19 protein-coding genes and 1 pseudogene are annotated in these 19,795 nt (G+C 44.0%); 6 read left to right on the top strand and 14 right to left on the bottom strand.

Annotated features, from left to right (window positions below):
- Positions 1-19 precede the first annotated feature (19 nt).
- Positions 20-526 carry a hypothetical protein gene (locus GVN16_RS09645; RefSeq protein WP_166563672.1) on the bottom strand — a complete coding sequence of 169 codons (507 nt, stop codon included), beginning with the start codon at positions 524-526 and terminating at the stop codon, positions 20-22.
- Between the two features lie 259 nt (positions 527-785).
- Between GVN16_RS09645 and GVN16_RS09640 the strand changes: the two genes are divergently transcribed.
- Complete coding sequence (locus tag GVN16_RS09640) at positions 786-1,265, top strand: VapA/VapB family virulence-associated protein (RefSeq protein WP_166563671.1); 480 nt, start codon at positions 786-788, stop codon at positions 1,263-1,265.
- 49 nt (positions 1,266-1,314) lie between these two features.
- On the opposite strand, the gene GVN16_RS09635 is transcribed toward GVN16_RS09640, so the two are convergent.
- Entirely contained in the window at positions 1,315-2,169 is an 855-nt protein-coding gene (locus GVN16_RS09635) for a pentapeptide repeat-containing protein (RefSeq protein WP_166563670.1), read from the bottom strand.
- Between the two features lie 268 nt (positions 2,170-2,437).
- Entirely contained in the window at positions 2,438-2,956 is a 519-nt protein-coding gene (locus GVN16_RS09630) for an ester cyclase (RefSeq protein WP_166563669.1), read from the bottom strand.
- 265 nt (positions 2,957-3,221) lie between these two features.
- Here GVN16_RS09630 and GVN16_RS26330 point away from each other — a divergent pair.
- Positions 3,222-3,338 (top strand): annotated as a pseudogene (locus tag GVN16_RS26330) (winged helix-turn-helix transcriptional regulator); the annotation flags it as partial.
- 138 nt (positions 3,339-3,476) lie between these two features.
- Here GVN16_RS26330 and GVN16_RS26100 read toward each other — a convergent pair.
- The 3 genes from GVN16_RS26100 to GVN16_RS09615 all read right to left on the bottom strand — a co-directional run bounded on the left by GVN16_RS26100 (position 3,477) and on the right by GVN16_RS09615 (position 7,089).
- Entirely contained in the window at positions 3,477-3,665 is a 189-nt protein-coding gene (locus GVN16_RS26100; protein ID WP_229244117.1) for a hypothetical protein, read from the bottom strand.
- Positions 3,666-3,684: 19 nt separating this feature from the next.
- A complete protein-coding gene (locus GVN16_RS09620; protein WP_166563668.1) occupies positions 3,685-4,941 on the bottom strand; it encodes a hypothetical protein in 1,257 nt (418 codons plus the stop codon).
- 648 nt (positions 4,942-5,589) lie between these two features.
- The gene (locus tag GVN16_RS09615; protein ID WP_166563667.1) at positions 5,590-7,089 is read right to left on the bottom strand and encodes a serine hydrolase; all 1,500 of its coding nucleotides are present in this window, start codon (positions 7,087-7,089) and stop codon (positions 5,590-5,592) included.
- A gap of 167 nt (positions 7,090-7,256) precedes the next feature.
- On the opposite strand from GVN16_RS09615, the gene GVN16_RS09610 reads away from it, so the two are divergent.
- Positions 7,257-7,988 carry a DNA-formamidopyrimidine glycosylase family protein gene (locus tag GVN16_RS09610; RefSeq protein WP_166563666.1) on the top strand — a complete coding sequence of 244 codons (732 nt, stop codon included), beginning with the start codon at positions 7,257-7,259 and terminating at the stop codon, positions 7,986-7,988.
- Positions 7,985-8,716, top strand: coding sequence for a DUF72 domain-containing protein (locus tag GVN16_RS09605; RefSeq protein WP_166563665.1), 732 nt, complete (start codon positions 7,985-7,987; stop codon positions 8,714-8,716). Before GVN16_RS09610 ends, GVN16_RS09605 begins: the two co-directional genes overlap by 4 nt.
- 83 nt (positions 8,717-8,799) lie before the next feature.
- On the opposite strand, the gene GVN16_RS09600 is transcribed toward GVN16_RS09605, so the two are convergent.
- Both GVN16_RS09600 and GVN16_RS09595 read right to left on the bottom strand, forming a co-directional pair.
- The gene (locus tag GVN16_RS09600) at positions 8,800-10,422 is read right to left on the bottom strand and encodes a PAS domain-containing sensor histidine kinase (RefSeq protein WP_166563664.1); all 1,623 of its coding nucleotides are present in this window, start codon (positions 10,420-10,422) and stop codon (positions 8,800-8,802) included.
- A gap of 103 nt (positions 10,423-10,525) precedes the next feature.
- Positions 10,526-10,945 carry a response regulator gene (locus GVN16_RS09595; RefSeq protein WP_166563663.1) on the bottom strand — a complete coding sequence of 140 codons (420 nt, stop codon included), beginning with the start codon at positions 10,943-10,945 and terminating at the stop codon, positions 10,526-10,528.
- 305 nt (positions 10,946-11,250) lie between these two features.
- Between GVN16_RS09595 and GVN16_RS09590 the strand changes: the two genes are divergently transcribed.
- Positions 11,251-11,499, top strand: coding sequence for a hypothetical protein (locus GVN16_RS09590; RefSeq protein ID WP_229244116.1), 249 nt, complete (start codon positions 11,251-11,253; stop codon positions 11,497-11,499).
- A gap of 11 nt (positions 11,500-11,510) precedes the next feature.
- Positions 11,511-12,125, top strand: coding sequence for a bifunctional 2-polyprenyl-6-hydroxyphenol methylase/3-demethylubiquinol 3-O-methyltransferase UbiG (locus GVN16_RS09585; protein WP_166563662.1), 615 nt, complete (start codon positions 11,511-11,513; stop codon positions 12,123-12,125).
- Between the two features lie 131 nt (positions 12,126-12,256).
- On the opposite strand, the gene GVN16_RS09580 is transcribed toward GVN16_RS09585, so the two are convergent.
- From GVN16_RS09580 to GVN16_RS09555, 6 genes are all read right to left on the bottom strand, one after another.
- Positions 12,257-12,883 (bottom strand): flavodoxin, encoded by a 627-nt coding sequence (locus GVN16_RS09580; protein WP_166563661.1) that lies wholly within the window; start codon positions 12,881-12,883, stop codon positions 12,257-12,259.
- Positions 12,884-13,010: 127 nt separating this feature from the next.
- Positions 13,011-15,260 (bottom strand): xanthine dehydrogenase family protein molybdopterin-binding subunit, encoded by a 2,250-nt coding sequence (locus tag GVN16_RS09575; RefSeq protein WP_166563660.1) that lies wholly within the window; start codon positions 15,258-15,260, stop codon positions 13,011-13,013.
- 41 nt (positions 15,261-15,301) lie between these two features.
- A complete protein-coding gene (locus GVN16_RS09570) occupies positions 15,302-17,548 on the bottom strand; it encodes a molybdopterin cofactor-binding domain-containing protein (protein WP_166563659.1) in 2,247 nt (748 codons plus the stop codon).
- Between the two features lie 45 nt (positions 17,549-17,593).
- Entirely contained in the window at positions 17,594-18,049 is a 456-nt protein-coding gene (locus GVN16_RS09565; RefSeq protein WP_166563658.1) for a (2Fe-2S)-binding protein, read from the bottom strand.
- 289 nt (positions 18,050-18,338) lie between these two features.
- The gene (locus tag GVN16_RS09560) at positions 18,339-18,788 is read right to left on the bottom strand and encodes a nuclear transport factor 2 family protein (RefSeq protein WP_166563657.1); all 450 of its coding nucleotides are present in this window, start codon (positions 18,786-18,788) and stop codon (positions 18,339-18,341) included.
- Positions 18,789-19,037: 249 nt separating this feature from the next.
- Positions 19,038-19,790, bottom strand: coding sequence for a LytTR family DNA-binding domain-containing protein (locus GVN16_RS09555; protein ID WP_166563656.1), 753 nt, complete (start codon positions 19,788-19,790; stop codon positions 19,038-19,040).
- Between the last annotated feature and the right edge of the window lie 5 nt (positions 19,791-19,795).

The following is a 19,795-nucleotide window of genomic DNA, read 5'->3' as shown; positions in this document are numbered from 1 at the left end:
CGCCCTTGTTTAGTTGAAATCAGCAGCTTTGATCACCATTTGTGCTGGGAACAAACAGGTCGCTCGAAGGATCACAGATAGGAGGACACGGACGTGTGATGTCAAAAACGTTGTAATTAGACGTCACCGTTTGATGCTGCTTCATACTAAACACACTTTCTTCCCCGATCAGGTCAATGATATTATCTCTGTCAGGACCATCATAAGCCGTCGTTTCGGGCACGGTTGTCCATTTAACTGCGGCACTGGCCAGTACCAGGCAAGGCTCAAAACCACTGGCGGAATCTGAATCGGGTTTCAGACCGATGTACATTCTTACGTACTCTGTATCTACCTGGTTGAGTAATTCCACAAAGTCAGAACGCCTGACCACAAACGCCCTCAGATCGGTCGGCTTAAAAGCTTCTTTGCTGATGGTGTTGGCATTGATCCAATTGTTTACCCACGATTGTGCATCGTCTAAAGGCACTGCTACGGCCTTCCATTCGTTTTCCGGCTCATTGGAAATAAGGGTGTTTTGTCCCATGTTTGGTGAAGGGTTTAAGGTTGAAAAATATAAGTACTCTACAGCCCGCAAAGCTAGCCGTCTTCCCGGGGAATACAATACGTAAAACTACCTGTTTTTAAATACCAGGCAAAACTACGGGGCATTGCAGGCCTAAATGCCTGATTGATAAAACGGGTATTTAAGCGTATAGCGGAGAACGGCCGATCCTCCAATTTTGTACCGTTCAGAATCACTGAACATTTAACCCGATTTTTTAAACTTAAAACAAAAAAATGTCATGGCAGATGAAAAACCAACCATCAGCAACGAGCAACTTGCCAAAGATTTTCGCACGTATTTACAGGGAAAAGTCAGTGAAGAACTGATTGAATCCAGTGTAAAATCTATTTCTAACCAAACCCTGGCCACCACTGCAGCCCCTTGTCCAAGCTACGGGGCAAGCGGCAGCGTCTGGAGTGCGGTGTTTTACATGGGCTGTCAATGTACCGTAACCGGCGGAAAAACATTCAACGGCAGTGTCTGGGGAATCTCGTTTCCCGGAGGAGGAGCCCTGTTCGGTGATGTGTATCTCAATTGTCCTACCTGCAGCAGCTTAGATCAGTTGTACAGCCAGACGACCAACTTTGTGCTTACTGCCACTTCGGTGTACACTGCCTTTTATTTTTATGATAAAAATAACAATTATCTGGGCAGTTTCCAGGCGGGATCAGTTTCTACCGTTAACGGCGGTGGTGCAGGATCAGGCAGCTGGTCATAATCAACCCATCATCAGGAAGCCATACGGGATTTGCCGTATGGCTTTCCCCTTAGACCACCGTAACCTTTGACAAATCAATCTCCATGCCTTTGAGCAGGGCATAAAGCAGCTTATCCATCACAGCCCCTTCAAAGCAGATGGTTTTGAGGGCACGGTAATATTTATTGGTCAGGGCATAGGGCGAGCGGAAAGACACATTCCTGAGTGTTGCTCCTCTGAAACTGACTTCGTTCAGTGCCGCATTGTCAAAACTGACCCCTGTAAACGTCTGCCCGTCAAGACAAAGTCCCCGCATATCTGATTTTTCAAAATCCACGCCGCTGAAAACACAATTTTCAAAGATTGTTTTCCTGAGATCAACCATCGTCAACCTGACGTCAACCAGGTTTATATCTGTGAATTTTGTCCCGTCCAGCCCCGACTTGCTGAAGCTGGTACCTACAAGCGTTGATTTGTTGAAGCTTGCCCCGGCAAGGTCAAGGGTCGAAAAATTGCAGTTGGTCAGATTGGCTCGATCAAAGTTAGCCTCCCGCAAATCGCTGCTCCTGAATGAGCTGCCGGTTAAGTCTGTGCCGGAGAAGTCAGCGGCTGCGTAATTCCACCCCGACATATCCGTGTTAAGGTTTTTCATCTGTTTTACCGGTGGCATTTCCCCGGTTTGTACGCCCAAGGGCCCTGTGGGTGCCGCCACAGACCGGAAACTTTCAGAGAAATAGTTAAGATCAACTTTCAGAATTTCCGCGAGGCGGTTTAGTGTAATGATATCCGGCATTGATTCTCCCCTTTCCCATTTCCCTACTGCCTGCGAGCTGATGAACAGGCCCTCAGCAAGCTGGGCCTGTGAAATGTTTGTTTTTTTGCGTGCTTCAGCAATTTTATTGCCGATCATTTTAGTATTTAACATAGTAGTATCTGTTTATTTTGACACTGCAAAGTTATTGAGGTTCATTTTCTGCATCATTAAAAACCAGGCCACTCTTAGTTGTAATTACGCTACTTTTTGTTGTTATTCAACAACCATGGGTGGTATTTATGATGGTGGAAAGTTAATACAATTTTATATCCGTAAAAAGAAGTGATCCGGCTCCCCGATCAGGTAACCGGTTAAACAGAAAACACTTCCACTATCCTTTTAAAAAACAATCTCATCAGAAGGCGTTTCCGCTTGGCCTTCAGTTCATTTTTATCTTTTCTGCACAGTCCCAATGCTCCGCAATTTTTCCGTTTTCAATCCTGAAAAGATCAAACCAGGTGGTCGTGTATTTTTTAGATTTATCAACCGGGTCGGGCATTTCCCTGACAAAACTCAACATCACCAGGTCTCCTTCTGCAATGATTGCTACTACCGATGATTTGATGGTATCCGCTATGGCTTGCGGCTTTGTAAATTTTGAAAAGAAATCTACAACGGCTTTTCTGCCTGTGGCCGCATTCGGATTGTGTTGCATATAGTTTTCATCGAAGTATTTGTCTGCAACTTCCATGTGGCCGCCTTCCAGGAATTCCCGCCACATATCATAAACGAGTTTTTTGTTCTTTTCGAGTTTCTTATCGTTACTCTTCAGCAGTTGACCCTGGGGTGCAAGCGGGATAACAGGGAGTGATCCGGCATTTTGTAAATCCTGTGCATTTACTTTTGTTGCAGCAATAAAAAGAATAATGACCGCAAAAATGGAAACAATGTTTTTCATATGAGGGGGTAATTTAAATATGAGTGATTGATTTCAATACGTTCCTTTTGTAATTCAAAGATAGAATAGTAAATCTCTTCAAACAAGAAGGCAGCTGGAGGTTCTCTGCTTACCCTGAGGTAATCATTATTGATCATTGAACACGAAAAACAATCTGAAAAACGATTCAAAAGCTGAAAATCGCCCTGTCAGAACCGTGCCCGGCAGGTTTGGAGACAAATGGTCTGTTGTTATATTAAGTTGGAGAAAAGGTGCGTTTTGATGAATTGCACAAATCCATAGCAGATTTATCCCAAAAACATTAAGGACTTCAGAAGCAGATGCCCTGATGAGACGGACTATTTTCCCGGAAGTTCCGCCGCGAGCAGAGTACAATATTACGAAAGGGGGAAATTTAAATACATCATGCCGGCTCACTGAGCATTTTGGCGTGTGTCAGTCGGGCAGGCGATACTTTTCAGCAGCCCTAACCATTAGGCGTGAAGATGATTTACTGAAAATGAGGGTGTCTCCGCCGAACTCATTTTTCGTTGTCTCGCTTCTGAATTTCTTCCAGTTGTCTTTTTACCAATTCGACAATCCGGTCCGAAATTACTTCAGAAACTTCTTCGGGGCTCATCCCCCGTTCTATTCTGCCCGTGCTCTCAATTTTATTTCTGAGTTCAGAAGACTCATTCCTGCCGGTGTCTATTGTTTTTCGGGCTTCCATATCAGATCATGCAGTTTACCTAGCGTTTAAAATAATAATTGAAAAAGTTCTGATTCAGTTCGGGCTTGAAATATTGTTTTCGTTTGATCCATATAAAACCGTCGCCTTTGGATATGATGGCCACATCCACAGGCCCGCCTACATTTTCTTCGGCAAAAGTAATTCTCCTTTTCAATGAGGTCAGGTAGATTAAACTTTCAGACATTTCAGCCAGGTCTTCTTTAGATAAACTTGCTACCGCATTTATGAGAGGATCCGTATAGTTTTTTGCAATATTCTTCCTGTTTAACTCTATCAGCTCATCAATAATCGGCTTCAGGTCTATTCTTTCTATCTGTGATGCCAGTTCGGGGTTTTGTTTTATAACCACCGAGGTTATTAACTTTAATATTTTATCGAATGACTTGACATCATTCTGTATAAAAGTGCTTTTCAGGGTCGGGTCAATCCCGGTAAGAATGGTCTGAATAACATCATCCTGGGCAAACGGGCAGATTACCGCATTGTTTTTATTGGAAATAGAGGCGGCATACCGGTCATCATCATAACACTTGAGTTTGTCGTCTACTACTATTGAAATATTTATGGTACACAGTTGCGGGTAGATCTCATCTTCGCCGAAGCCTGTAAAAATGAGCCCGCTGAAATCAGACCTGTTTTCTTTGGCTATTAAAATATAGTAAATTACCTGCTCTAGCTTTGCGATAACGGACGGATCAACCGGCAATATCTTTTTGGTGACTTTCTCCAGCGTTTCGGCCGAATAAGTATGAAACATGTCAAAGGAATAGTTTTCGAAATCCTCACAATGTTTGGTGTTTGTACCCCAATAACTGATCAGTCCATCTATCAATTCTTCTATCTTATTTAAAAACGCCGGTTCATGGCTAAATCCGCCGGCTTCCCGCAGAATAGAATCAATGACATTCACGATAAAGTTTTCTAAAAACAACAATTGGGTTTCTTCATCCGTGAAATAATTGTTGTTCCTCAAAAAGGACAGAAAATCATCTTTATATTCTTTAATGGTCGGGAAAGAAGCCTCCCCTATTTTCTTTCTGTATATTTTTATGATGGTCTCCCAGGGTGTAGACATGAAAGAGCCGCTGTTATAGATCATCAGGCCAACGGGATGAACCTTCGACAAGGTGAAAATCTTGTTCGCTTTATGAAGAATTTTTCTTTTTTCTTTTTCTACCGAATTACTGATTGAAACTGCACTATCAGCTGCAATGGCGATAGCTTGTTTATTGAGTATGGCAACAACTGCTGTCATAAATGAATGTTTATAGTATTTGGGGTAGAGTACTTACCGTGAAATTACCTGCGAGATTTTGATTTTAAGCTGCCGTCATTAACCTTGTCAATTCCTCCTGCCATGACGCACTTTTCCGATTCATCTTTTATCTGAATAGCAGTTCTCTGTTATATGCCTGCTAAAGTGTACATATACCTTCAAAGATAGGTTAAATAAAACCTATTCCACCTTATGATGCGATAAACTTTGTAAAAAGGTGATGACAGTTCTATCATTTTGTTGTACGGCCTTTCAGTGCGTTTCAGCATTTGTTTTTCAAAATGAGCCGGTGCTGTCTGAACATCCGGAAATGTACTGCCGGTTAAGCAATCCGTCAGTTCAAAGGCATCCTGCGTGGCCATGTTGAATCCTTCGCCGGTCAGGGTGAGATTGGGCAAAGTCTGTCAGGTGTGGTCAGGAGGCATACTGTATACCGGGCGGGGAATAAAAGGTGTGCCGGCATTCTCAAGCAATGCTTGCCACACACTGTTGCATCCTGCAAAATTCTTTTTGAACCAGGCCAGCACCTGCATTTTATCAGGGAAATCATCACCAGGTTTTCATCTGCTTTGTAACTCATCAGAAACCCCGGGGGTTGAAACCCGGGGTTTTACACGTTAAATGGGTTTATTTTTCTGCCAGCTCCCCGATTTTCTTCAGCATATCCTTTGCATTCGTATTATCAGGGTTCAGTTCGAGTGATTTTAGGTAATTTTGCCTGGAAAGGTCATATTCTTTGTTGTTAAAATAGGCTTCTCCCAGGCTGTCATAGGCATTTCCAGACGCCGGGAACTCCGATACATACAACCGGAATATTTTTATAGAAGCAGCGGCCCGGCCCATTCTCAGCAGTTGATACCCAAGCACATTCAATTCCGATTCGTCTGAAAAATTATAGGCGTCCGGTTGATTCGCCTTCAGGTCTTTGTAGTATGAAATGCCCGCGTCAACATTTTCAATGCTTTTCTGCAGTATGGCTCTTCTGATGGATTTTTTCCCGAAAGGTTTTAAATCATCTATCAATGCCTGTACGGCATAGTATAAATGCTCATAGGTGTGATCACCGCTTTGGTTGACAATAACAGAAATACCTGTTTTGTAATCCGGAAATACCCAGAACAGGTTTTGGGTACCAAAAGCACCGCCATGCTTCCGGCTGTTCAGGCCATTATGGTTGGTGGTTACTTCATCCCAGAAATAGCCGTTCCAGTAGTTGACATCGTTCAGCAAATCCCTCTGCGACTCCTGAACGACAGGGTTTTTCCGGTCCAGTTCAAAACTCAGCAAGCGGGTAAGGTCCCCCAGTGTTGATTTTAAAGAACCGGAAGCACCCCAGAGGGTGTTGGGCAGGGTGGGCATTAAAACATTGTTTTCGTCATAGCCATTCGCAAGGGTCTCATTTTTATTTAAATGCAATTTTGTATTCTTTAAATTCAACGGTGAAAGGATCTGCTCTTTCAGAAGCGTTTCATAGCTTTTCCGGTACACATTTTCGAGGATATGAGCGGCTAACTGAATGGTCCCGTTGTTGTATTTATAGACCTTGCCCGGCAAGGTATCAAGCCTGATAAGCCCCAGGTCTTTAAAAAACTGCTCTTTGGTATACGACTCTTCGAATGCTTTAAGGATGAATGGCGTCCTCTCGTTTTTATCTTTCATTATCTCACTTCTGTCGGGCAGGTCTTTGTTAAATCCGGCTTTTAGTGAAACCAGGTCTTTAATCGTTATCGGTGTGCCGTGGTATTCCAAATCAGGGTAGGAACCCGTAATGTACTTCCTGATATCATCATCCACGCTGATCCTGCCATCCAGGACAGCTTTTGCCATGAGCGTCCCGGTAAATAGTTTGGTGATGGAAGCGACTTCAAATAAGGTGTTGTCAGTCGCTTTATTTCCTTTCCCTTTGTCTGTTTCACCATAGTGGCGGGTATAGGTTTTGCCGTCTTTGACGATACCGATAGAAAAAGAACCGGCTCCGGATTCCTCCAGAAACGTCCCGGCAGTTTTATCCATAGAGGTGAAAATCTGCTTTTCACTCACCTCATATTTTCCTGATTGTGCAGATAATGAGTAACTTAAGCCAAAAGTAATGAAAATGATAAGTGCTTTTCCGATATTTTTTTTCATAATGAATAAGATGTGAAACGGTTTTGATTTCCGCCTGTAAACTGACCCGGAACAGAATGGTTACAGCATCATCGGGATTTTTTTTACTCACAACAGGGCTGCACACGTCGCAGGGAACGATTTTTTTAGCTGTACTTGACGAACATACAACTTAAATGATCAATGCCATGCCAGAAGGCCCCACCGTCGTTTTGTTAAAAGAAGAAGTGCAGCAATTTACCGGCAAGCGGGTCATTGCCGCAGAAGGCAACGCCAAAGTGGATATCGAACGCATACGGGGTCAGGAAGTCATCGCTTTCAAAAGCTGGGGAAAACATTTCCTGGTCTGTTTTGAAGGTTTTACCGTGCGTATCCACTTCCTGATGTTCGGGACCTACCGCATCAACGAAAGAAAAGAATCGCCCGTCCGGCTCAGCCTCACTTTCAAAAACGGTGAGATCAATTTCTATACCTGCTCTGTAAAAATGCTGGAAGGAGATGTGAACACGCACTACGACTGGTCAGGCGACGTCATGAATGACACCTGGGACCCTGAAAAAGCAGAAACCAGGTTAAATAAAGTGCCCGAAAAACTCATTTGCGATGCTTTGCTGGAGCAGGATATCTTTTCAGGCGTCGGTAACATCATCAAGAACGAGGTACTTTACCGCGTCTGTGTCCATCCTGAGTCGAAGGTCGGGAAAATCCCGGAGGCAAAATTAAAAATGCTCATAGAAGAAGCCCGTCAATACAGCTTCCGGTTCCTGGAATGGAAAAGGAATTTTGAGTTAAAAAAACATTGGCTGGCCCACACTAAAACCCTGTGTTTAAGATGTAACCTGCCGATCATCAGGAAACACACGGGAGTAAAAAAACGAAGAAGTTTCTTTTGTGAAAACTGTCAATTACTATACCCATGATACTTTTTAAAACCGGTTGCTCGGGCTATTACAACAGTCACTGGAAAGGCGTTTTCTATCCTGAAAAACTGCCTGCAAAACAATGGCTGGCGTTTTACGCTGCAAAGCTTAGCACCGTTGAAATCAACTCCACTTTTTATAAATTCCCCACCAAAGAAAGCCTGGCAGGCTGGTCTGAGAAAACTCCTAAAAATTTTATTTTCTCGGTAAAAGCTCCGAAAATCATCACTCATCTCAGTAAGTTCGCAGATTGTGAAACACTCATCCATGATTTTTACGAGGTTTGCAGGGAGGGTCTGGGGCACCAACTGGGCTGTGTTTTGTTTCAGATGCCTCCGGGATTTCATTACAGCGAAGAAAACCTGCGGCTGATCACCAGTCAACTGAAACCGGGATTTAAAAACGTGGTGGAGTTCAGGCACACAAGCTGGTGGAACGAAAAAGTGTATGAAGCACTGGCCCTGAGCAACATTACCTTCTGCAACGTAAACCATCCTCAATTGCCGGATACGATCATTTCAAATACGGATATTTTTTACATCCGCCTGCATGGCAATCCCCGCTTATTTTATTCGGATTATTCTTCCGGTTTTATGGATCAGCTTTTGAAGACGGTCAGAAATGATCCAACGATCAGAGAAGCGTATGTTTATTTTAACAACACAGCCGGCACTGCCGGGATATTAAATGCCCTGGAATTTCGGTTGAAAACACAGAACAGTTCTTAATGGCTTAAGGTGTTTTTCTGAACGGCAGGTGTTTGTCAGAATAACCGAAAAATGCAACTTTATCAGGCTATTCCGCTTGGAAATCAAGCCGGAAGTATAATATCAAAGGTGGCACCATGATCCGGCTGGCTGCTAGCCACAATGAGTCCCTGGTGATTTTCGACCACTTTTTTACAAATAGCCAATCCTATTCCTGTCCCGCTGATATTGGAATGAAGTTTCTGGAACAACTTGAATGCTTTGTCGGCAAAAGCCTGGTCAAAACCTATTCCATTGTCTTTAAATGACAATTTGATATAGTTTTTATCAGGATCAAGATCCGGGTGTTTGTATTCAGCCGTTGTACAGGTGATTTCAATCACCGGATCGGCATAGGTGAACTTGAGAGAATTACTGACCAGGTTGCAGAATAACTGGTGTATCTGAATAGGGATAGCTTTGATAACCGGCAAATCAGGCAAAATTATCCGGGCCTGTTTTTCCTCTATCAGCAGCTCAAGGTCCTCCAGAACATCCCCCAAAACCTCACCCAGGTCTGTGTCGACAAAAAGTTCGGACGGGTCCAGGAGCTGGGAATAAGAAAGAACATCTTTGATGAGCATGGACATCCTTTTGGCAGAAGAATTTATTTTCTCAATATGTTTGATAATGAGCTCTTTATCATGCATATTCTTTTCAAGAAGATTGGCAAAAGTCTGGATTTTCCGAAGAGGCTCCTGCAGGTCATGAGAGGCAATAAAAGCATACTCTTCCAGTTCTTTATTCCGCAATTCAATGTCCCTGGCGTAGTCCCGGAGGTGGTCTTCAGCGATTTTCCTTTCTGTCAGGTCACGGGTCACTTTCGAAAAACCTATAGTTTGATTTTTGTCGTCATGCAGAGCAGTGATGACCACAGAGCCCCAGAAGAGAGTTCCGTCTTTTCGTTTTCTCCATCCTTCATGCATGGCCCTTCCCAACTCTGCAGCCTCATGAATGAGCTGAAAAGGCAATTTGCTTTCCTTGTCTTCTTCCCTGTAAAACACGCTGAAGTTCTTCCCTATAATTTCAGCTTCGGTATAGCCTTTTATCCGCTCTGCTCCCTTGTTCCAGTTCAGAATATTGCCATCCAGGTCAAGCATCAGGATAGCATAATCCTGCACTTCTTCGATCATTTTACTGTAACGGTCGTAATCTTCTCTGAAGTCAGTTAATTTTTCCTTTACCCGGGTCTCAAAATCATTGCTGAGACTTTCATATTTTTCTTCATTTTCGATCCGTCTTCTTTCGCTGGCTTTTCTTTCGGTGATATCAACCAGCATGTTGACCGCACCGCTTAATTCTCCTTCTGCATTAAAGACCGGACTCGGAAAAGGCAGGATATTCAGCCGGAGGCCGTCGGGACGTTCGATGATGATTTCTTCGCCGCAAACTGCCCTCTTTTCTTTCAGCGTAACAGCCATCGGACACGAATCAAGGTCCATGGGAGAGCCATCTTCATGATAAATCTTCCAGGAGCCACACCAGAGCTCCTTCCCTATGACAGGTTCCCTTCCCCACAGGTCTGCCGCTGCCTGATTGTAAGAAGTAATCACACCTTTGGCATTACAGGTATAAATGGCAGCGGGTAATGTCTGAATAATATCCCAGGTCTGATACTCCTGAAGAGAGGCGTCATTCCCGTCAAAATTCTGATAGGTTGAAGGCAAAGCTGTGGCCAGAGTTTTCATAAAGCTATATTAACCGATGAAGATTTATATAAAGATATGTAATATAAAGCACAAAGCCCCGCTCAAACGGAGATTTTAAATGAATGAACTGTCGTTTAGCCTGTCAGTTTCTGTAAGTCAAAGAAAACGGCAACGGTTCTTTTCTGAAAAGGGCCATCAATATCTTTATCAGATCATCAAAGTTCGAAGTTTTGCTGAGAAAGTGTGTAGCCCCCTTCTTGCGGGTATCCTCCAGGTCTTTTGCATACGATGAGGTGCTGTAGATGATCACAGGAATATCTTTCAGATGAGCGGTTTTTTTCAGCTCATCCAGACATTCCTTCCCGTTCATAAACGGCATATTGAGATCCAGAAATATAAAATCAGGAATTTTCACATTGTCTGCTTTCAGTATTTTAAGAGCTTCCACACAATTTTCAGCATGCATAAGTTCTATAGACTCATCGACATCCTTCAGTGCCATTCCAAAAAGATCACGGTCGTCCGGATCATCATCCACGAGGAAACAAGTGATTTTATTCATCGGTTTCTTTAATATTCAACAATGGTCCAGAGAATTAGTGTGTAAATATACATTGATATTCAGAATATTTACAAACAGTTTAAGATACAGGTCAGATAAAAGCCGGAATGAATAATCATGTACTGATCAATTCAGGAGGCCTGACAGAAGCACAGATTGCCGGCCTTAACTCTGCAGCACATTCTATTTCTGTTGGTAAGAAGAATTAATATGCAACAATGTTGCACAAATAAAACCAATCCTTAACTTTGCAGGAGTTTTTTGTAAAAAATAACACCCAAAGGGGCCATTTTAATCCGGATTCAATGATGACAGAAGTTTTTATTACCAATATCCCGGACCAGATCCAGGCAGAAAGTGTGCTGAAAATTCTTGAAGAGAGCTTTCCTGAATTGATTATTAATTTTGATGCGGGTGCTTCAGAAGCTCCCTTTCCCTGCGGACATAACATTCTGAGGGTGGGAGGGCCTGTCATCAATCCGGAAAATATCATATCACTGGTAAACAACTTAGGGTTTAGCAGCGGTATTTTGGAAGACAAAGTATGTCAATAAACGGCAAAGTGATGACAGAATTCTGGGAATCCAGTTTTATCAAAAATCAGGAAATGTGGGGTTTTGAGCCCTCCAGGTCTGCGGTATTGACCAAAGATTTCTTTGTCCGGGAATCAGTGAAAAACATCCTTATTCCCGGAATCGGCTACGGGCGGAACGCACAGGTTTTCAGAGACCAGGGGATAGCCGTAACGGGAATTGAGATCTCAAAAACAGCCATTGAAATGGCCCGGAAGCATTACGGCAAAGAGATGACCATTCACCACGGATCAGTAACAGACATGCCGTTTGACCATCACCAATATGACGGCATATTCTGCTACGCCCTGATTCACCTGCTGAACGCCGGTGAAAGGCGAAAACTCATCCGCGACTGCTATAATCAGTTAGCCGAGAATAGTTACATGGTGTTTACAGCCATTTCGAAAGCAGCCCGCACTTATGGCCGGGGTAAGAAGATCAGCAGGAACCGTTATGAGGTATTTGACGGTGTTAAAATGTTCTTTTATGACAGGGAATCTGTCGATGCCGAATTTAAAAAAGCCGGATTGTTTGAAATCATGGAAGTCGATGAGACCTACCCCTTCTTCTTAGTAAAATGTAAAAAAAGCAGTCCGCAGGTTTGATATAACTTTAAAACACTTTCCCCGGAAACCGGGGAAGTGTTCTCTTTTTTTACAATTTTAACCTGGTTTCTTAAATCAGGTTAAAACTTCCTCTCATAAAATTAAAGTATGCACCTCAGCTCTGAACTCTCCTATTTCGACGCACCGATTTTTTGTAACCATTTTCTCACTTCAGCTTGTGCCTGTACCTCCCGCTCTCCTTCCATCACAAACAGTATCCCATCTCTTTCGATACCGCCTCTGGTGGTAAATCCTTCCGGCACTTTACTTTTCGGGGCCAGGTTTTTTACCGCCTGAAAACTGCTACCGGTGCCGTAACCCGCATTGGTATTAAATGGCACAACGGTCTTTCCGCTCAGGTCATATTGCTTTAAAAAGCTTTTCATGGGCGGTGGCAGCTGCATTCCCCAGGTCGGAAAGCCGACAAAGATGACCTCGTATTGACTGATGTCTTCTATCTGAGTTTTGAGCGGCGGCAGAAAACCACTGGCATTTTCGGCGGCTACCTGGTCCACAATAGCCTTATAATCTTCCGGATAGGGCGTCTGTAGTTCCAGTTCGACCATCCTGCCGCCCACATTGCCTTTTATCATTCCGGCTATGACTTTGGTATTTTTGGTCCTTGATAAATACACGATCAGTATTTTGTCTGAAGATACAGGCTGTATTTTCTCCGCAGAATCCTGAGCCTTAACGCAGGATGAAATGACGCATAAAGAACTTACAATTAAGGCTGTAAATGATCTTAATCTTTTCAATGCTATACCGTCTTTTTGAAGATGTCTGAATATTTAACGACAAAAATGTATAACCTGCTTGAATTTATTCCAGTAAAGTAAATGCCACGAACACAAACTATACTATGTATTCGTGACAGAAATGGCTTTAACTATTCTTAGGAAACTCGCCCGCATACGGCTGGTTATAATGCCTTTTTCCTGTTGATTTGTACAATGCATTGGCCACAGCCCCGAACACCGGCGGGAAAGGCGGTTCTCCCAGACCTGTCGGGTCAATGTCGTTCTGAACAAAATGCACATCGATATTCTTCGGAGCCTCATTATAGCGAATGATGCGATAATTATTAAAATTGGTTTGCTCTGCAGCACCGTTTTTGTGCGTTAAAGCCCCGTAAAGTGCATTGCCGATACCGTCCACCACAGCTCCCTGCACCATGTTGGCAGCCGCATCCGGATTGATCACAATGCCGCAGTCAATGGCACTGGTTACACTTTCCACGTAAGGCTCGCCGTCTCTCTCCACCATGTCCACGATGTGTGCGGCATAAGAGTTGTGACAGAAATAAGCCGCCACGCCCCTTTTTTTACCTTTGTTTTCGGGCTTGCCCCAACCGGATTTATCTCTTACCAGTTCCAGCACACCTGCGTACCTGCCCGCATCATATTCATTGTTTTTTCCTACCGGATTTTCTTTGGAACGTTTTAATAGCTCCAGGCGGAAGGCTATCGGGTCTTTACCCATGGCCTCAGCGACTTCATCCAAGAATGATTGCTCAGCCGCTGCGTTGAAGTTAGACCGCGGTGCACGGAAAGCTCCAATGGTGATGTTGGAAGAAATCTCCCAGCCTTCGGCCAGGTAATTGTCCACAGCCCCGGCAGGAAAACGGTTGGCATGTATGGCGTTCTCAGGAATCCCACCACCTTTCACATGAAAACCAATCAGGTTTTTATTTTCATCCAGGGCGGCACGGTAAGTAGCCGTGTACATCGGCCGGTAGATGCCGTAAGTCATATCATCTTCACGGGTGTACATCAGTTTGACAGGAGCCTTGGCGTGTTTGGAGATCATCGCTGCTTCATAAACATACTGACCATAGGCCCGGCGACCGAATCCGCCACCCATACGTGTCATCTGTATCTCGATCTTTTCAGGCGGAAGTTTCAATAATTTCGATAAAGTGGGCTCCACCCAGCCCGGTGCCTGCAAAGGACCCGCCACCAGAGCTTTTTCATCGGTCACATGAGCGAAGAAGTTCATCGGCTCCATACAGTTATGGGCCAGAAACGGGGCGTTGTAGGTGCGTTCGATGATCTGAGCCGCATTTTTGAAGGCCGTTTCAGGATCACCGTCTTTTCTTAACAACTGAGCCGGTTTTTTGGCATATTCCTGCATCATTTCAAGCTGGGCACCTGTATTTTCAAGCCTTCCGGGCACAACAACTTCTCTCTTTCCGCCCCTGCCCATCATGGTTTCTTTAATGTCGCCGGCAGGCTCCCACTGAGCCAGCAGCTTTTTACGGGCGTTCATCACTTCCCAGGTTGTTTTGCCGGTGATAACCAGTAATTCATTGAAGGTACGGGTATCAAAACCGCCTTGTTCGAAACCTTCTTCATATAATCTTATGGTGAAAACATCTTTGATGCCCGGCATTTTAAGGGCTTGTGAAGCATCAAACGACTTAAGCTTCATTCCGAAGGCAGGCGGATGCTGAATCATAGCGATCAGCATACCATCGACCTTGTAATCCATTCCAAAAAGAGGTTTACCGGTGATTATTTTTTGTCCTTCACTGTTTTTCTTTGAGTTTCTGATGATGGTAAAATCCTTAGGAGATTTCAGTTTTACATCCTTAGGCACAGGGATAGTAGCTGCTTTCGCGGCCATTTCTCCATATTTCGCTGATTTTCCACCCTTGTGAGATAAAACACCTGCTTTTGTGGTGATTTCTCCGGCCGGAACACCCCAGGTTTGGGCAGCGGCTTCAATGAGCATTTGCCTGGCTGAAGCACCGGCAGTCCGCAAGGGTTTCCAGTACATCCTTATCGAGTTACTTCCGCCTGTAAACTGCGGACCTAATTTGACACTGTCATGAGGGCCCATTTCCACCACTACATTTTTCCAGTCTACGTCCAGTTCTTCAGCCACCATCATCGGCAGCGAAGTCATCACGTTTTGTCCGAATTCCGGATTGGGACAAATGAGCTTGATGACATTATCCGGCGTAATTTTTATGTATCCATTCAGTTCCTGCCACTCGGGCATCAGGGCTGCTTCACCAGGCTTGCCCGCAGCACTGACTTTGGCAAACCAGGTCATGCTCAAGAGAAATCCACCGCCTGTAAGGGCAGAAGACTTTAAAAAGGAACGCCTGCTATATTGGTTATTATTTTCCATTTCTGATCAGATTAAGGTTAATGTTTTGGTACTTCTTATTCTTAAATAATATAGTCATTGAAAGGTTGATTATAAAAACGCTTTCCGGTGGCTTTATACAAAGCATTGGCCAGGGCTCCGTATACCGGCGGATAGGCTGGTTCACCCATGCCCGATGGGTCAATGTCATTTTCTACAAAGTGAACTTCTATTTGCTTTGGGGCTTCGTTATGACGGATCATCCTGAAATTGTGAAAATTATCAGCATCCGGAACTCCCTTGGTAAAAGTCATTTTGCCATACATAGCGGCTCCTACAGCATCAACAATACCTCCCTCTGCCATGTTTTTGGCGGCATCAGGATTGATAACAATGCCGCAGTCGATGGCACACCATACTTTATTAATCAGTACAGAGTCGTCTTTCATTTCTAAATCCAGCACATGAGCGGCATAGGAATCATGACAGAAATAAGCTGAGAACCCTAGTTTTTTTGAGGTCTTTAGGTTGTCCCAATCTGCTTTTTCTCTGACCAGGTTTAAAACATTGGCAAAGCGTTCGGGCTCATAGTCATTGTTTTTACCGACGGGTTTCTCTTTGGCCCTTTTCAGTAATTCCAGCCTGAAGGCTATTGGGTCTTTGCCGGCCGTTTCAGCCACTTCATCAAGAAATGATTGCTCGGCTGCTGCCATGAAATTAGATCGCGGGGCACGGTATGAACCAACGGTGATATTCGAATCCACCGTAAAATCTTCAGCCAGGTAATTATCCACTGCTCCTGCAGGGAAACGGTTAGGGTACAAAGGAGACTCGGGTGCTCCCCCTGCTTTGACATGAAAACCGATCAGTTGATTATTAGCGTCAAGGGCTGCCCGATAACGGGCGGTATAGGTCGAGCGGTAAATGCCCGAAGTCATGTCGTCCTCACGGGTATAAATCAACTTGACGGGTGCTTTTACCTTTTGTGAAATAAGAGCGGCTTCAATCAGCCAGTGGGCATATGACCTTCTGCCGAATCCCCCGCCCAGACGGGTCATTTGAATGTCAATTTTCTCCAGCGGCATACCCAAACGTGCCGAAAGAGCCTGTTCTGTAAATTCAGGTTTTTGAAGTGGTCCCGACAATTCAGCTTTTTCATTCGTTACATGAGCGAAAAAATTCATCGGCTCCATACAATTATGGGCTAAAAAAGGGGCGTTATACACACGTTCTATAACCTTGGCAGCACCTTTAAACGCCGCTTCCACGTCTCCGTCTTTGCGGCGGACAGTGGCAGGCTGACTTAAACGCTCTGCCAGCACAGCCGTATGCTGCGTAGAATCTTCCAGCCCACCGGGTACATTTTCCATTTGCTTTCTACCCAGCATATTCCTGGGCTGGGTGTAGCTTTCAAAAGGCTCCCATTCAATTTTCAGGGCTTTTTTCGCCTGTATTACTTCCCAGGTGGTTTTGCCAACAACGGCAACCACTTCATTGAATGTCGCAGTATCAAAAAAGGTTCTTTCGTAACCCTCATTATAAATCTTCACAGGAAAGATGTCTGCAACCCCTTTCATTTTACTTACTGCACTGCCGTTTGCTATTGATTTAAACTTCAGGCCAAAGGCAGGAGGGTGTATGATCATCGCAATCATCATCCCTTCTTTCCGGGTATCGATCCCGAATAAAGGCTGGCCGGAAACAATTTTTTTCAGATCAACATTGTGCTGGCTCTTTCCGATGATCCTGAAGTCTTTGATATCTTTCAACTTTACTTCTTTAGGAACCGGCATTTGGACAGCAGCAGTGGCCATTTCGCCATATGTAGCTGATTTTCCGGATTTTTTATGATACAAAACGCCGGATCCGGTACTTACTTCTTCAAACGGCACATTCCATGTTTTTGCAGCGGCTTCCCTGAGCATATGCCGGGCCGTAGCTCCTGCCATACGCAGTGGTTGCCAGCCCTGATGAATGGCCTGGCTGCCTCCGATAAATTGCCGGGTGAAATGCTTGGTATTTAAATCCGCCTGTTCGATGATGATCTTCGAAAAATCAACATCAAGCTCCTCTGCCACGATCATGGGCATCGACGTTTTCACACCTTGCCCTCCTTCCGGATTGGGTGACATGATTTTTATCACGTTATCCGCCGTAATTTTTACAAACCCGTTAAGTTCGTTCCAGCCCTTTTGAGGATCATCGCTGTTAAAAATGTCGTCAGACTTAAAACCTGACAAAGAGCCTATGCTCAATAGCATTCCGCCGCCTGAAAGTAAAGAAGCTTTCAGAAAGGAGCGTCTGTCATAAGTCGTTTTAACTGTTTTCATTTTTTAATCAGCTGTTTACATGGTGTATAAGATATATGCCGCTGGTTATTTTGAGGCAGCAGTCTTAATGGCTTCCCTGATTCTTAAGTAGGTTCCGCAACGGCAGATGTTACCACTCATGGCAGCATCTATCTCTTCGTCTGTTGGTTTGGGATTACTTTTCAATAATGACGAAGCACTCATGATCTGGCCTGCCTGGCAATAGCCGCATTGAGGCACGTCATGTTCGATCCACGCTTTCTGTACGGGGTGTGTTCCGTTAGCAGATAAACCTTCGATGGTCGTAATGGCCTGTTTGCCTATGGCCGAAACAGGCAGCACACAGGAACGGACCGCATTGCCATCCAGATGAATGGTACAAGCTCCACATTGAGCCATCCCGCACCCGAACTTAGTGCCGGTCAATCCGATATGATCACGTAAGACCCAGAGAACCGGGGTAGACGGATCAACATCCACACTAAGGTTTTTTTGGTTGATTTTTAAATTAAATTTAGCCAAGGTGGTAATGTTTAGTATTGTTCAATAAAATCTAATAAAGATACAAAATAACTCTAACTACAAATTATGATAATCAAACAATTGATTACGATTTTCAAACCGTTATTTTTTAATTCAAAAAGGATAAAACTTAAAGCACAAAGGTTAAAAACCCTGAATATTAACCCCATATTGATGATCCCAGCAAAGCCCCCTTTTTTCCACGCCCCTTCCTTACACCCTGTCCTTTTCTGGTTCTCACTTCTCCCTCCTGCTTTCTCCTTTTCCTTTATCCCTTCTCCTCTAAAAATCACTTCTTAATCTCATGCGTATCCCGCACACTGCTGAAGGTCAGGGCCAGAATTTTCCAGTTTTTGCCTTGTTTTTGATACACTTCAGTAACCGTAAATTCGGTTTTTGCCTCAGCTCCCCTGACGATAGCCTCAAGGGTAATCCGGCTCCAGATGATGGCTGTGTTTCCTGAAACTTCCACCGCTGTATCATGGACCGTAGTGTTCTTGTACCAGATCCTTCCGGTCTTGATAATGTCATGTTCCTCGTCCTTTTTCCAGGTGCCGCTCATATGGACGAATTTTGACTTGCTGTCAAATAATGGTTCAAGCTTGTCGACGTTCTTATCCGCCATCCATTGCCACTTGTCCTTGGAAAGTTGCCTGATCTCGTCCTCCACATTTTGCTGAGCGAAACAAAATTGTACACTGAATAAGAAAGCGGATAAAACTAAAACTGATGTTTTCATAATAAAAGAAGATAAAATTGTTGTACTTGTTTTGAAGGCTGTTACACAGCTACAAAGTTCTAAGGTTTTAATTGTCAATAAGGTACACGGATTACTGATATTCCTACCATTTTTACAGATGGTTGTTCCCTCAGCTATCACGGGTATTTAATGCAATATCAATAAATTAAACACTACCTATATACAGCAGGGAATTAAAGCGAAAAAAAAGGTACTGAAAACGAATTTGTGTTCCTTCGGTTTCTTTGTTTACCCGTTTACCATCCAGTTTTTAAAATCTGCCGCCCTGTTTTTGCTGATGTAGACCGGCTCCGGTACGGCAGTATCCAGCGTTAAAAGTAAGCGGTTATCAAACCAGATCGTAATATTTTTAACGTTGCTTCGGGTAACGATGTATTGTTTGTTAGCCCGGTAAAACTGAGCAGGATCCAAAGAAGAAAAGATATGATCCAGAGTGCTGGAATAAGGAAATTGGGAACCATCCCTCAGACAGATAAATGTGGTTTTATCTGAGGTATAGAAGTAAGCGATATTATCCACTTCTACAGGGAGTAATGTATCCCTGACAGGAATTAAGATCCTGTCCTTATAACGTTTGGGGGCAGTCAATTGAGATACCCTGGACAAATAGATTACCAGGTCAGTGGGCGACCACCTGCTGAATTTAATAAGTGCCCTCCGGAGATCGTCCGTTTTTACCGGCTTAAGCAAATAGTCGATGCTGTTGACTTTAAAGGCTTCAATCGCGTATTCATCATAAGCCGTCGTAAAAATGATAGGCACAGCTACCTCGATGTAGTCAAATATCAGAAACGCAGATCCGTCTGATAAATGAATATCCATTAAAATAAGGTCTGGGGCAGCATTCTCTTTCAGCCAGTTAACGGTCTGGCTCACGCTTTCCGTGTTTTCTGCGATTTGTATAGCCGAATCAATTTCTTTCAGAATAGCCACTATACTGTCATAGGCAGAGGTTTCGTCTTCAACAATCAGCACCTTCATAAACG

The sequence above is a fragment of the Emticicia sp. CRIBPO genome (assembly GCF_009905725.1).
GTDB lineage: Bacteria > Bacteroidota > Bacteroidia > Cytophagales > Spirosomataceae > Leadbetterella.
Note: the sequence above shows the minus strand (reverse complement) of the source record. Positions and strands in the feature narration are given on the sequence as shown.